Source organism: Halopseudomonas laoshanensis (assembly GCF_008365385.1).
Lineage (GTDB): Bacteria > Pseudomonadota > Gammaproteobacteria > Pseudomonadales > Pseudomonadaceae > Halopseudomonas > Halopseudomonas laoshanensis.
The window spans coordinates 638,843-651,931 of the sequence record NZ_QOVF01000001.1; the positions used below are offsets into that span (position 1 = coordinate 638,843).

General features: G+C 59.0%; 13 protein-coding genes. 8 read left to right on the plus strand and 5 right to left on the minus strand.

Annotated features, from left to right (window positions below):
• The first annotated feature begins 34 nt into the window (after positions 1–34).
• Together DT594_RS03000 and DT594_RS19185 are read left to right on the plus strand one after the other, a co-directional pair.
• Positions 35–634, plus strand: a complete 600-nt coding sequence (locus DT594_RS03000) for a LysR family transcriptional regulator (protein ID WP_281290870.1) — start codon at positions 35–37, stop codon at positions 632–634.
• Positions 635–638: 4 nt separating this feature from the next.
• Complete coding sequence (locus DT594_RS19185; RefSeq protein ID WP_425460502.1) at positions 639–890, plus strand: type 2 periplasmic-binding domain-containing protein; 252 nt, start codon at positions 639–641, stop codon at positions 888–890.
• A 79-nt stretch (positions 891–969) separates the two neighbouring features.
• Here the strand turns inward: DT594_RS19185 and DT594_RS03005 are convergent, their stop codons facing one another.
• A complete protein-coding gene (locus tag DT594_RS03005) occupies positions 970–2,895 on the minus strand; it encodes a TRAP transporter permease (RefSeq protein WP_149331306.1) in 1,926 nt (641 codons plus the stop codon).
• A 20-nt stretch (positions 2,896–2,915) separates the two neighbouring features.
• Complete coding sequence (locus tag DT594_RS03010; RefSeq protein ID WP_149331307.1) at positions 2,916–4,112, minus strand: TAXI family TRAP transporter solute-binding subunit; 1,197 nt, start codon at positions 4,110–4,112, stop codon at positions 2,916–2,918.
• A gap of 318 nt (positions 4,113–4,430) precedes the next feature.
• On the opposite strand from DT594_RS03010, the gene DT594_RS03015 reads away from it, so the two are divergent.
• Positions 4,431–5,357: an AEC family transporter gene (locus DT594_RS03015; RefSeq protein ID WP_149331308.1), complete on the plus strand. Its 927-nt coding sequence runs from the start codon at positions 4,431–4,433 to the stop codon at positions 5,355–5,357.
• A gap of 27 nt (positions 5,358–5,384) precedes the next feature.
• Here DT594_RS03015 and uraH read toward each other — a convergent pair whose 3' ends face one another.
• Positions 5,385–5,795: a hydroxyisourate hydrolase gene (gene uraH, locus DT594_RS03020; protein ID WP_149331309.1), complete on the minus strand. Its 411-nt coding sequence runs from the start codon at positions 5,793–5,795 to the stop codon at positions 5,385–5,387.
• 11 nt (positions 5,796–5,806) lie between these two features.
• A complete protein-coding gene (locus tag DT594_RS03025; RefSeq protein ID WP_246164539.1) occupies positions 5,807–6,319 on the minus strand; it encodes a GlcG/HbpS family heme-binding protein in 513 nt (170 codons plus the stop codon).
• Positions 6,320–6,488: 169 nt separating this feature from the next.
• Between DT594_RS03025 and DT594_RS03030 the strand changes: the two genes are divergently transcribed.
• The gene (locus DT594_RS03030; protein ID WP_149331310.1) at positions 6,489–7,160 is read left to right on the plus strand and encodes a heavy metal response regulator transcription factor; all 672 of its coding nucleotides are present in this window, start codon (positions 6,489–6,491) and stop codon (positions 7,158–7,160) included.
• Positions 7,157–8,527: a heavy metal sensor histidine kinase gene (locus tag DT594_RS03035; protein WP_149331311.1), complete on the plus strand. Its 1,371-nt coding sequence runs from the start codon at positions 7,157–7,159 to the stop codon at positions 8,525–8,527. Before DT594_RS03030 ends, DT594_RS03035 begins: the two co-directional genes overlap by 4 nt.
• Before the next feature lie 307 nt (positions 8,528–8,834).
• Here DT594_RS03035 and DT594_RS03040 read toward each other — a convergent pair whose 3' ends face one another.
• The gene (locus tag DT594_RS03040; protein ID WP_149331312.1) at positions 8,835–9,464 is read right to left on the minus strand and encodes a glutathione S-transferase family protein; all 630 of its coding nucleotides are present in this window, start codon (positions 9,462–9,464) and stop codon (positions 8,835–8,837) included.
• Between the two features lie 123 nt (positions 9,465–9,587).
• Here DT594_RS03040 and DT594_RS03045 point away from each other — a divergent pair, with 123 nt between their 5' ends.
• The 3 genes from DT594_RS03045 to DT594_RS03055 all read left to right on the plus strand — a co-directional run bounded on the left by DT594_RS03045 (position 9,588) and on the right by DT594_RS03055 (position 13,050).
• Complete coding sequence (locus tag DT594_RS03045) at positions 9,588–10,748, plus strand: alpha/beta hydrolase (protein ID WP_149331313.1); 1,161 nt, start codon at positions 9,588–9,590, stop codon at positions 10,746–10,748.
• A 177-nt stretch (positions 10,749–10,925) separates the two neighbouring features.
• Positions 10,926–11,525: an START domain-containing protein gene (locus DT594_RS03050; RefSeq protein WP_178091388.1), complete on the plus strand. Its 600-nt coding sequence runs from the start codon at positions 10,926–10,928 to the stop codon at positions 11,523–11,525.
• Between the two features lie 10 nt (positions 11,526–11,535).
• Positions 11,536–13,050, plus strand: coding sequence for a hypothetical protein (locus DT594_RS03055; RefSeq protein WP_149331315.1), 1,515 nt, complete (start codon positions 11,536–11,538; stop codon positions 13,048–13,050).
• Positions 13,051–13,089 lie beyond the last annotated feature (39 nt).

The window sequence follows — 13,089 nt, forward strand, 5'->3', positions numbered from 1 at the left end:
TGTGACATTGGAGGCCCTTCTCATCGAGCAGAACGTGACGAGGGCGGCCGCCCGTCTGCATTTGAGCCAGCCAGCGGTCAGTGCCCAGTTGGGCCGCCTGCGCGACATCTTCGACGACCCTCTTCTGATCCCCGCGCACCGCGGAATGACCCCCACCGTCAAAGCCTTGGAGCTGCTCGTCCCGCTTCGCCAGGCACTTGACCAAGTAAGGGCCACCGTCACTACTCACCTGAATTTCGAGCCCGCGACGGCAAGCTTGACGGTATCAATCGCCTGCACGGATTACGTGCAGGCGGCCTTGATCAAACATCTGGTTGTCGCCATGCGACGCGAAGCGCCGGGTGTGCGTATCGCACTGCGCCTCCTGGACGTACCACAACTGGAGTTGCAGATGACTCGCGGCGAGGTGGATCTGGCCGTGATAAACATGACCGGGGCTCCGCCTGCATTGCACGCGCAACACCTCTATGATGAGAGTTACGTGCTGATCGGGCGCCATGGGCACCCAAGCCTGCGCGCGGACCTGACTGTGGATGAGTTCGCGCAGCTGGACCATGTCGTGGTGTCACCACGCGGCGGAGGCTTCTCTACCTCGGTGGATAACGCCTTGGTAGCACGGGGGGCTGCGGCGTAACGTAGTGCTGTCAGCGTCGTCATTCCTTCCAGTACCGGAGTTGGTCGCGCAGTCGGATTGTGTGGCTCTGGTTCCACGTCTTCTTGTAGAAGCTCGTGACGAGCAACTGCTGTTCGTAGCCCCGCCATTGCCGGTGGAAGGTTTTGCGATTGGCATGTTCTGGCATGAGCGGTCGGATGGGCACGCCGGTTTCAGATGGGTGCGTGAATTCATCGCTCTCGTAGCCGATTCTCGGGCATCTACGCTAACAGGGTAGAGCCCGGTTCAACTGAATCGAACAGTCTGGCTGGGTAGTTAGTCGCATTATTAGAATGCGACCTCACCTAGCTCGCGGCTCAGGCCAGCCCTGGCTTGCCCCGGTTCTGCTGCCAAACCATAGCTGCGAGCACGGCGGATGCCAGGCCGCCGATCAGGGTGGTCATCGGCCCCGGGAAGCTGAAAGCAAAGCCTGCGGCAATTAGTGGCAAGCGTTGCCAGGGTTTTACCAGACCAGCCCCCAGCAGATAGCCCTCCAGCCCGCCGGAGATCAGCATGATGCCGGCGATAATCGAGGGCAGGACGTAGAGCAGCGGTGTCAGGTCGCCCTGCAGCAGCAGGGCAGGCTGGAACAGGAAGAACAGCGGTACGAAGTAGATCACTATGCCCAGGCGCATGGCGGTAAACGAGGTTTTCATCGGCTTGGCCCCAGCTATAGTGCCGGCGAGGAAGGCTGCCGCGCCGACCGGCGGGGTGATCACCGAGAGCATGGCGTAGTAGACGATAAAGAAGTGCACGGCGATGGTATTGAGCCCGTCCACTTCAATGATCGCCGGTGCCAGTGTCACCGCCAGGAAGATATAGGCAACGATGGCCAGGCCGGCCATGCCCATGACGAAACAGGCGACGATGCCAAACAGGATCACCAGGAACAGATTGTCTCCGCCCAACCCTACCAGGCCGGAGGTGACCGAGCCGGTGACGCCGGTAATGGTAAGGGCGCCGACCACGAATGCGATGGGCAGAATGATGGCGGCGGTCTGGGTGATGAGTACGCCGATCTGCCGTATAGCGTCATACAGCCGGGCGGGCGTCAGGCGGGTTTCCTTGCGCAGGAACGACAGGCCAATCATCAGGATGCAGGCATACCAGGGCGTGTAATATTCCCAGCGCATGTACAGCAGCCCCCACATCAGAAACGCCATGACGAACAGAAAGGGCCAGCCGCGCATCAGCACCTTGCGCGTGGAGGGCAGGTCTTCCTTCGGCATGCCTTTCATACCGTTGCGCGCGGCATAGCCATCCACTTGCAGGATCAGGCCAAAGTAGAACAGCAGCGACGGCAGGATGGCGGCGATCATGATGGTGGCGTAGTCCACGCCAATGGTGATCGCCATGACGAAGGCTATCGCGCCCATCACCGGCGGCATCACCACGCCGCCGGTCGACGCGCAGGCTTCGATGGCGCCGGCGTAATGCGGCGGGTAGCCGGCTTTTTTCATGGTCGGGATGGTGATGGAGCCGGTGCCGGCGATGTTGGAAAAGATCGAGCCGGACAGGCTGCCCATAAAGGCGCTGGCGACCACCGCGACCTTGGCCGAGCCGCCGCGATAACGGCCGAAACCGGCATTGGCCAGGTCAATAAAGAAGGTGCCCGCGCCGGTTGCCAGTAATATGCCGGCGAAGACCAGAAAGCCCAGAATGATCTCGGCGACGATCTTGGTGGTGATGCCCATCATACCTTCGGCGCGGAAGACGTAGGATTCGATCATGTGGTCGAACTGATAGGGCACGCCCATGAACAGCCCGGGGAAATGGCTCGCGACCAACGGATACAGCCCGATCAGCACGACCACCAGCAGGAAGGGCGTACCGCCGCTGCGCCGGGCCAACTCCATCATCAACAGCCAGATAAGGATGCCCAGGTACAGATTGCTCCAACCGGCCTGGACCATATCCCAGGCGTTGTGGGCGAAGAAGAAACTCGCGGCCAGCACGCTCAAGGCGGCCAGACCATCGTAAATCGGCACCTTGGTCTGTCCGGCTCTGGCGGGCAGCGCAATAAAGGCCGCCGCAGCGAAGAAGCCAATAAAGATCCAGTAATACTCGCCTTCCAGCAGCCGTCGGCCTTCCCAGGTAAAGCCGAATATATAGGCGATACCGCTGACCAGCCCGCAGACGCTCAGTACAACAAAGGCGATACTCTGCCATGAGTAGGCGTCACCCAGCCGCGTGACCTCGTTACCGGGTGCAGCTTCTTCAGCAGTGATGATGTCGGTTTTCATGGCGATACCTTTTTATTCGGTCAAAGACGCGTACGAAAGCCTTCCAGCCCCTGTGTATGCTTCTTCACAATGGCCATGAATTGGTCGTTGTTTGCGTCCGGCTTGATCCCGCTTGCCTGAGCTTCGGCCAGGGCTGCCTCGCGCGCGGCCATCCAGCTATCCATCTTCTTGATAGCTTCCTGGTTCCACCCTTCGTCCTCCGCGGTCCAGACGTTGATCTCCTTGAGATAACGCACCGTGCCTGCATGCACCGGCAGTGGCGAGCGATCCAGATATTCCCTGAACACCTTCATACTCATCCGCGTGGAGAGCGGGTGAGAGCCTTTGTATTCATCGAAGGACTGGTGAAACCATTTGGCCATGCGGTAGGCGAACTCTTCGTCGACATCCGCCGGGGCGGCGTAGAGAAAGTTCGAGGCCAGGCCGTCGATGCCTTTGGAGGAGGAGACGCCCATGGTGATGGTGCCGGGCACGACCATGGGCCGGTGCTCAAGGAAGCCGGCCCAGGCCTCGGTATTGTCCAGATCCATGGGCAGCCAGCGTATGCCGCCGGGCGCGCCTTCCATTTCTGCCATCACCGAACTGACCGTGGCGCAGTAGGCGACATCGGCCCGGCCTTCAACAACGGTGCGGCAGTTCTCGACATAACTGCTGGCGGGTACAAATTGAAAGTTGGCAGCACCTTCTTCCGGCGTCATGCCGAGGTAGGCGGGCAGGCCATCACGGACGGCGGCGATCATCGGTGGCGAGAATTGCCCCTGGGCCACCCTGAGGCCGCCTTGCTTGAGGTCGTCCATGCTGTGCAGGTCAGAGTCGCCGGAGACGACAAAGCCCCAGGGGGTATCGTTGTGGTGCCAGATCACGCGCTGGGGCACGGGCGTCATGGTCGCGTAATGGCCGATGCCCTGGATCTGAAAGCGCAGTTCCGCCGCTGAAACCGAGCTTAACGCCAGATCGCGACGCTCGGTGAGGCGCCGATGGCGCTGGACTTCGCTGTCCTCCGGCACCACGCGCACATTGATGCCCAGATCCTTCTGCAGCGTGGGCCCCCAGCCGTTGGTCGAGGCAAAGCTGCCGCTGGAGGTGCCGGGCGTGCCGATCACCAGCAGGTTCGGCATAGCGTATTCATCTGCATGGGCTGAAGTGATAGCGCCGAACGCCAGCGCGCCCGCCATGGAGCTGGCAGCCAACATCGACTTCAGCGATCTGATCTGCATAAGAGCGGTCTCCGATTTTGTTTTTGTTATCGTGATGACGCTTCTGTGTGCCTTCGGCACCGGCAAAATCAAACTAAAGTCGATAGCGCGTTGCTGTCAAGAAAGCGGATGCTCCATGCTGGTTGGGGAAATGACCGGATTCATGGGGTGAATGGCGGCTCCTGGAGAACCCGGGTTTGATATCGTGGCGGCATCTGCCTGGCAAACGCACGACCCTTATCATTGGCTCAATGCTGAGAGTAGTGCGCGGACGCAGCACCTATTGGAAACCACTGACATGCCGATTGACTGCATGGCCTCCGATCATAACGAGGCGCCATGACCTCTTTGCTGTTACTCGCTTTGGTGCCTATTGCCATTCTGATTGCCCTGGGCACCTGGCTGCGTCAATCCGGCTTTCTGCAGGAGTCGTTCTGGCCGCAGGCTGAAAAGCTTGGCTACTACGTGCTGTTGCCGGCGCTGTTCTTTCATAGCCTGGCCACGGCAGAGCTGGGCGATGTGCCGGTGCGCAAGATGATGCTGACGCTGGTGCTCTCCATCCTGGTGGTTGCGGCGTTGCTGATTGTGCTGCGGCCGCTGTTCAAACTGGACGGCCCGGCTTTTACGTCACTGTTTCAGGGCGGGGTGCGTTTCAATAATTATGTGGGCGTATCGGCAGCGGCGGGGCTGTTCGGAGCGCAGGGCATTGCCCTGGCAGCGCTGGCGAACGCGGCGATAGTGCCCACCGTCAATGTGCTCTGCGTGCTGGTGCTGGCGCGCTACGGCTCCGCCGGGCGCTTGTCGCTTTTGGCGGTAGCTGGGCAACTGGTACGTAATCCGTTACTGGTTGCCTGCGTGCTGGGTATGGCGGCGCAGGCGATGGAATTGCGTATCCCCGGGGGAATAGAACCGGTGCTCAAGGCGCTGGGTCAGGCGTCTCTGCCGCTTGGTCTGCTGTGCGTCGGTGCCGCCTTGAATCTGAGCGCCGCTGCCGGCTGGATAAGGCCGATAGGCCTTTCGTCCGTCGCCAAGTTCCTGATCCTGCCGCTGATAACCCTAGGTTTCTGCCACCTGTTCGGTTTGCAAGGGGAGGCGGCTATAGCAGCGATCCTGTTCCAGGCGCTGCCGACAGCCTCCTCATCCTACATTCTGGCGCGCCACCTGGGCGGCGACGCGCCTCTGATGGCGGGCATCATTGCCGCCCAGACCCTTATCGCCGCCGTCGCGCTACCGGTAATGGTGATAACGCTGACGCCCTGGCTTTAAGCCTGACTGACTGCTTCGGGGTAGCGGTCAGTTGCCGCGGTAGGTCGAATACCCATAAGGGCTGAGTAGCAGGGGAATGTGGTAATGGTCCACCTCTCCGTCAGTTTGGAAGATGACCGGCACTTCCGGGAAGAACGTGTTTGTTTGCTGTTGTTCAAACCAGTCGCCGGTTTTGAAGGTCACCTTATAGGTGCCGCTCTCAAGTTCTTTGCCAGCAGGAAACAGCGCAGTCACACGCCCTTGCTGGTTGGTCGTGCCCTCACTCAGAGGCTGCCATCCTGTTGCTTGCAGCTGTTCCAGCGTTACTCGCACTTTGGGAGACGGCAGGCCGTTTTCCAGGTTGAGGACATGCACACTGAGGGGATTGTCGGCGGCCAATGCAGCGCCAGCGATGCCGGTGAAAAGCAGCGCCAGGCTGCAGCGGGAAATAAGCGTCATGGTGTGTTCCTTTATTGGGGAGTTTGGGTTAACTGTTGAATGGCGCTGATGGCGCAACCTTCGTCAATGCTGGAGCCTCCAGCACCAGCTACGCCCAGCGCGCCGATAACCTGGCCATCGACCAGCACCGGTACACCGCCACCAAGCAGCAAGAGTTCACCCAGGGTGTTGAGGTTGGCCGCGCTGGGGTCGCTCTGGGCTCGTTTGGCCAGTTCGCTGGTAGCGGTTTTGGTGGAGAGGGCGGTGAATGCCTTGCGTTGTGCTGCCAGGGTGTTATGCGGGCCGACGTTGTCATCACGTTGCAGAACCATCAGATGGCCCGACCGGTCCACCACGGCTACTACGGCGCTGCGATCCTGGGCATGGCAGGCACTCAGCGTGGCTTCGGCCAACTGGTTGCCCAGCGCCAAGGTCAGATCCTTGCGCTCGGCTACGCTTGGGGTGCCGGCTTCGGTGCCGGCCTGGGCGCCGCCCGCGGTCAGGCAGCCGACGAACAAGGTTATCAATGACATTCGATAGAGCATGGTTGTCTCCTGGATCTGTTGGTAATTGCCGGGGTTGTAGGCCCCCGGTTGAGCGCCTGGGCATATTGCGGTTCTCAATCGCTCAGCGGCATTGCTGGTTCATTACGTATTTGTAATGGGCAGGCTTGCCGTTTGGTTCTAATCTGCTGGCATACCAATGGAGACGAACATGCGAATTCTGGTTGTAGAAGACGAGCCCAAAGCTGCCGAGTATTTGCAGAAAGGCTTGGGTGAGTCGGGCTATCAGGTGGCGGTAGCCAATGAGGGGTTGGACGCTCGGCATTTGATTGAAGAGGAGCATTTCGATCTGATTATTCTTGATGTGATGTTGCCCGGCATGGATGGCTGGCAGTTGATCAAACTGATCCGTATGCGTAGCCAGACCCCCGTGCTGTTTCTCACCGCACGGGACAGTATTGAAGACCGAGTTAAAGGCCTTGAGCTGGGCGCGGATGATTACCTGGTAAAGCCATTTTCCTATTCGGAGTTACTGGCGCGCGTTCGCAGCTTGTTGCGCCGCGCCCCTTTACGTGAAGTGGAACAACACAAGTTGCTGGATCTGGAAGTGGATATTCTGCGCCGGCAGGTTAGTCGTGCCGGAAGCAGGATCGCGCTGACCAACAAGGAATTCGCGCTGTTGCAGCTGTTGATAAGCCACCCGGGTGAGGTGATGTCGCGCAGCCGCATCGCATCCGAGGTGTGGAATATCAATTTTGACAGCGACACCAACGTGGTAGACGTGGCGATCAGACGCCTGCGCGCCAAACTGGATGACCCCTTTCAACACAAGCTGGTGCATACCGTGCGCGGCATGGGCTACAAACTGGACACCTCAGCGTGAGCGCCATCCTGCGCTCACTGAGCCTGCGCCTCGGCCTGGCTTTTGCTTTGGTAGGGACTCTGCTGTTGGGCAGCATCGGGCTGTATCTCTACCAGTCATTGCAGCGTGAATTAGCATGGCGAGATGATCAGGCATTACTCGGGCGTCTCGAGCGAGTGCAGTTGCTGTTGCAAACAAGCCCGGACCTCAATGCGCCAACGACCCGGCCCGAGCTTTACGCCAACATGCTCGGCAATACCCAGCATTTTCTCTGGGTGCTGGATGGCAACGCCAGGATGTTGGTCAGTATCAATCCTGCGGGCCTGCCATTGCCGCAACTGACCGCCACCGGTGAGCCGGTATTTCATCAGGACCCAGACGAATCCTATCGGTTGGTCATTCAGCAGGTGGAGGTCAATCAGCAATCCCTGACCCTGATCGCCGGGCACCTGTTGAAGGAACAGCAGTTGATGCTGTCGGCGTATCGAGCCAACCTGATAACGGTGCTGAGCGTCGGTATTTTGCTGGCGTTTCTGTTGGGCTTCTGGATCAGCCAGCGCGGCTTGCGGCCGCTCAGGCTGTTGGCTTTGCAGGCGGGCGACATCGACAGCGAACACCTGCATCACCGGTTGCATACGGCTAGTCATTACAATGAGCTGGGAACGCTGGTCAACAGTTTCAATCAGGCTTTGGAGCGGTTGGAGGAGGGGTTTGAACAACTGACACGCTTCTCGGGTGATCTGGCCCACGAGATGCGCACACCGCTGAATAATCTCATTGGCCAGACCCAGCAATCGCTTAGCCTGCCGCGCTCAACTGAGCAGTATGAACAGTTGCTGGAATCCAACCTGGAAGAGTTTGAGCGCCTGTCGCGAATGATCGACAGCCTGCTGTTTCTCGCACGATGCGTTCAGCCCCAGCAAAGCCTCGAGCGCCGGACCACTGACCTTCATGCTTTGGCCGCGAGGCTTTGCGATTACTTTGAGGGGATGGCTGAAGATCAGCAACTGACGCTGAGTAATCTGTGCAATGGTCGGCTCCTGGTTGAGCCTGAGATGCTCACGCGCGCACTGGCCAACCTGATTGCCAACGCGATCCGGTACGCAGACCCGGGGAGCACCATCAGCATCGCGAGCAGGATCGAAGACAGCCAGACATTCATTAGCGTGCATAACCGCGGCAGCAGCATAGAGGAGGCGCACCTGCCACGTTTGTTTGACCGGTTCTACCGCGTGGATCCATCCAGAAGTCAGCCTGGAGACAGCGGTGGCTTGGGGTTGGCTATTGTCGAGGCGATCATGCGTCTGCATGGCGGGTCCGTCAGCGTGAGCAATGTCGACGCTGGCGTGCGCTTCGAGCTGTGCTTCCCGGCAACAGCGAACACATGACATTTTTGTAATTCGCGCGTCATGCTGGCGTTGGTGGCACCCTCATATCCTGTTCAGGTCAAGCGAAGGCACTCGCCACCGCTCTTAACTGAACAAGGATTTAGCCATGAAATTTCTCGTCGCCATTATGTTGTCTCTCTCCGCTCTTGCCTGCACAGTAGCCCAGGCCGAAGATGGCAGCACTCGCCTGAGTGAGTTCCACCAGAAACATCAGCAGCAGAACTAAGACAAGGCTCGCTCTGCTGTAGCCCCGACCTTATCCGAGAATTCTTTGACCGGATAAAGTCGGGGCTTTCATTTGCTGCACTCAGCTCAGGTCTTGATCGTGCTCCCGCTCCAAGGCGTCAGCTTTTTGTGCTGCCGGCCTCGCCAGAATTCGCTGCATATAAGACTCAAGATGCGGATATTCACTGAGCCCACGTGTCTCGCTGATTTTCTCGAATACAAACGAATTGAGCACATCCGCTCCGGTGAACTGATCACCCAGCAGATAGGTTTTGTCGGCCAGTTCGTTGTTCGCCAACGTCAGCACGTCGGTCATCTGCTCGCGGGCAAATCCGCCGAGAAAACACTTCTGGCTATTGTCTGCGCTCAATAGATACAAGGCGATCAGTGGGAAGGCGGCGGTGCCTTCAGCAAAGTGCAGCCATTGAACATAGCGAGCGTGCGCTGGGGTCTGTGCAGGGGGCGCCAGGGTGTCTGCGCCGTAGCGGCTGACCAGATAGTCGATAATGGCGCCGGATTCACATATCACCAGACCGTCATCCTCGATGACTGGCGATCTTCCCAGCGGGTTTATCGCCCTGAGCGCTTCGGGAGCGCGGCGGGTGACAGGGTCGCGCTGGTAGGTAACCAATTGATATTCAATGCCGAGCTCTTCGAGCATCCAGATGATGCGTTTGGAGCGGGACTGGTTGAGGTGGTGCAAGGTGACCATATGTGAGGCTTCCATGGCAGAACAGAGATAGGGCAACGATTGGCTTCCATCCTATGTCATATGGATATAGGTTTGAATCCGAGGGTTGAATTGTTCGCTGCGTATTCCAACGGATCATCATTAATGTCCCAAATCTCTACAGCAATAAGCACCCAGAGCTTCCATTCGCCGCTGCCGCCCGGCATCCGCTCGCGCAGGCTGGACAATGGCAACGGCCTTGATATGCACATTCTTGAGGCGGGCTTTGAACAGCCCGGCCGCGAGTGCGTGTTGCTGCTGCACGGCTTTCCGGAGCTGGCTTTTACCTGGCGCAAGGTGATGTTGCCGCTGGCGGCTGCGGGGTACCACGTGGTGGCGCCGGATCAACGCGGCTATGGTCTTACCGAAGGGGCGGATCTGCGCTTTGACGGCGAGCTTAGCCAATACCACTTGCTCAATCTGGTGCGCGACGCCTTGGGTCTGGTGTTCGCATTGGGCCATAGCTCTGTTGCTGCGGTGGTGGGGCACGATATTGGCTCGCCAGTGGCGGCGACCTGCGCCCTGACCCGGCCGGATATATTCCGCGCCGTCGCGTTGATGAGTGCGCCTTATCCTGGCGTACCCCACTTTCGCTTTGATGGCCGTAAGAGTGCCGAGCAAGCTGCGCGTTTGCATCAGGATCTGGCGGCGCTCAATCCGCCGCGGCTGCATTACCAACGCTATTTCTGCACCCCGCAGGCCAATGACGACATGCGCCATTGCCCACAGGGCCTGCACGATTTTCTGCGCGCCTATTTCCATATGAAAAGTGCGGACTGGCCCGGCAGCACACCAGCGCCGCTGGCATCGGCCAGCGCTGCGGAGCTGGCGAGCATGCCTGAGTATTACGTGATGCAGGCCGGCAGGACCATGCCGGAGACGGTCGCCACGGCGATGCCGACACCGGAGCAGGTGAGTGCCTGTGCCTGGTTGCCCGACGACGAATTGGCAACCTATGCCCGCGTGTTTGCTGAAACCGGATTCCAGGGTGGGCTGCAGTGGTATCGCGCTTTCGCCTCAGCCGCCTCCCAGGCGGAACTGTTGTTGTTTGCCGGCAAGACCATCAATGTGCCCTCCTGCTTTATTGCGGGAGAAAAAGACTGGGGCATCTACCAAAGCCCCGGCGCCTTTGAGGCTATGCAAAGCCGAGCTTGCACGGACATACGCAGTTGCGATCTGTTGCCGGGCGCAGGGCATTGGGTGCAGCAGGAGCAACCTGAGCTGGTGGTGAATAAGCTGTTGGGATTTCTGGCTGGTTTGCGTTAAGCGGGGAGACTGGGTCGGAGTGACCTTTGCGTTGGATTACGATGTGCTAATTTGAATGGTATTCAGATTCAGCTCTTTCCCGAAAGCGGCACGGGATGTTGACCAGTGGCTATCACCGATATCAAGTCTCGGCTGTTTCAGGGATCTCGCCTGTGTCATAGCAGCCTATGGCGGCTCGTGGGTCTTCTCTTGCTGACGACACTGGCGCTCAGTTTGTCCGGCCGGGTGTTAGCGGTGGAAGTTGAGCGTGTATCCCGTGACGGCCCGGATGAGATCCGCGCTACGGTCTCGGTCGCGGCACCGGTGACGCGGGTTTTGACGCTGCTTGAGCAGCCCTGCCACCTGCTGCAGTGGGTGCCAAAAGTTCGCTCCCTGACGGTTCTGGCAAGGCCTGGTGAAAACCTGACCCTGGTGTATATGGCGACAGACCTCGGTTGGCCCATGCAGCTCCGTGACAGCGTCACCCTGTTTACCCGTAGCGAAGGTCCGCCGGTCACACTGACTATGCAGTCCAGGCCCGATAGCGTGCCGGCTGTTGACGGCTACCAGAGAATCCCATTCAGCGAAGGCAGCTGGACGTTGTACGCCGAGCAGGCCGATACCACTCGTGTTGAGTATGTACAGCGTGTGGAGCCGGGCGGGCAGGTGTCGCAATGGTTATCTGATCGTGTCGGTGTGACCGAGGTGGCTGAACTGCTGCAAGCACTGCGGGACTATGCCGCCGGCAGCCGGAGCATTACGTGCGGTGATGATACTTCCGACCCCGGGCTTCCGTAGGTTTCCGCTGATGCCATACGCTGCCAGACCAGTGTGTTTCCAGTTGGCACTGACCCTGTTGCTTACGGCGCTGGCCGGCTGTGCCGGAATCAATGTTGCTACGGTTGACCGGGTTCCCATGCGGGAGAACCAGGCGTCGATAAAGACGAGCCTTTATGACTGCCACGCAGGGTATGACGCTCTGGATGCAATGGCACGGAAGCTCGGCACAGTAGATGCCCGTTACCCGCGAGTAGAGGGTCTTGCGCATCTGCGCACGTCGCGGTTTCTCGCCAGTTTTGATGTGTCTGGGCTGTCTGAGGTTGCGTATCAGCGTTGGCTGATGCGTCAAAACGCCAAGGCTGTCGAGGGGCTGTTCTTCGAGTGGTTACGTCTGCCGCCGGCCAGCCAGCAGCAGCTGAGTCATCACTGGCCAGGCGATCAGGCAGCGGTAAAACGTGCACTCAATGACTGCGGTGCTGTGCTGGTCGCGCACCAGGCTGAATTGCCACGCCTGACTGGCATGACCACTGACGGTCAGTATCAGAACTGGAAGCGCTGGGTAGGTCTTTACCCGTTGGCCGTCATGCCGTTCTATCTGGGCGTGATAAACGAACACCAGAATCTGCAACAGCAACAGCGCGAGTTTGCCAATAACGATACCGAACGGGCAGGGCAGTGGACGCATTACCAACCACCGACACCCACGCCGTCTCCTACCGATGCGTTGGAATTGTTACGTCAGCAACCATTGGATGAATTGGGCATACCGCTGTTGGGTTCAGCCATAGAGGAACAGTTACTGGACGCCTTTATGCCGGCCCTGGCGATCAAGAATACCCAAGGCGCACCAGCCGACAATGACCGACCCGCGCAGTTGATTGCCGATGCTAACGGAGCCGTTCAACGGGATACGACCCAACCGACGATTTATACCCATGTCAGTCATGGTCGCTATCAAGGGCAGGTGACCCTGCAGCTGAATTACAGTGTCTGGTTTGCCGAGCGCAAGGCGGAGCAAGCGCTGGACTTGCTCGCTGGCCAGTTCGACGGCATTACCTGGCGGGTTCATTTGTTGCCGTCAGGCGCTGTTCTGGGTTACGACAAGATGCATCAGTGCGGTTGCTGGTATCAGTTTTTTCCAGCTAGCGGGTTTGACGCCCAGCCCGCTTTGCCCCGTACTCAGGAGCCATTCAATATCGGGCGAACGCTACAGGCGGAGCAGCGGCATACTTTATGGTTGGCAGCTAACACGCACCATTTGCTTGGCGTACAAGCTGCAAACGCGCCAAGCGCCACGCAGCCTCTGACTGTGCGAGCCTATGCGCAATTAAGGGCTCTGGAAAGCCCAAACGGGCGCTATTTCAGTCCGTTCAACGCCCAGGGCCTGGTGACTGAATCCCGGCGACCTGAACGCCTGGTATTCTGGCCCATGGGCATTCCGAGCCCTGGTGCGATGCGCATTCATGGCACCCACGCTATCGCGTTTATCGGTTACAGGCACTTCGATGATCCCTGGCTACTGGAAGAGCTGGGGCTGGAATAGCTGTCGGGCCCAACTGTGGATTTTCAATCCGACCGACAA

What these genes read in the sequence shown, in the direction of transcription:
- uraH (WP_149331309.1), bottom strand. Translation starts at nt 5,795, where the DNA reads ATGACGCTTATTTCCCGCTGCAGCCTGGCGCTGCTTTTCACCGGCATC.
- DT594_RS03025 (WP_246164539.1), bottom strand. Translation starts at nt 6,319, where the DNA reads ATGCTCTATCGAATGTCATTGATAACCTTGTTCGTCGGCTGCCTGACC.
- DT594_RS03030 (WP_149331310.1), top strand. Translation starts at nt 6,489, where the DNA reads ATGCGAATTCTGGTTGTAGAAGACGAGCCCAAAGCTGCCGAGTATTTG.
- DT594_RS03045 (WP_149331313.1), top strand. Translation starts at nt 9,588, where the DNA reads ATGTCCCAAATCTCTACAGCAATAAGCACCCAGAGCTTCCATTCGCCG.
- DT594_RS03015 (WP_149331308.1), top strand. Translation starts at nt 4,431, where the DNA reads ATGACCTCTTTGCTGTTACTCGCTTTGGTGCCTATTGCCATTCTGATT.
- DT594_RS03005 (WP_149331306.1), bottom strand. Translation starts at nt 2,895, where the DNA reads ATGAAAACCGACATCATCACTGCTGAAGAAGCTGCACCCGGTAACGAG.
- DT594_RS03040 (WP_149331312.1), bottom strand. Translation starts at nt 9,464, where the DNA reads ATGGTCACCTTGCACCACCTCAACCAGTCCCGCTCCAAACGCATCATC.
- DT594_RS03010 (WP_149331307.1), bottom strand. Translation starts at nt 4,112, where the DNA reads ATGCAGATCAGATCGCTGAAGTCGATGTTGGCTGCCAGCTCCATGGCG.
- DT594_RS03055 (WP_149331315.1), top strand. Translation starts at nt 11,536, where the DNA reads ATGCCATACGCTGCCAGACCAGTGTGTTTCCAGTTGGCACTGACCCTG.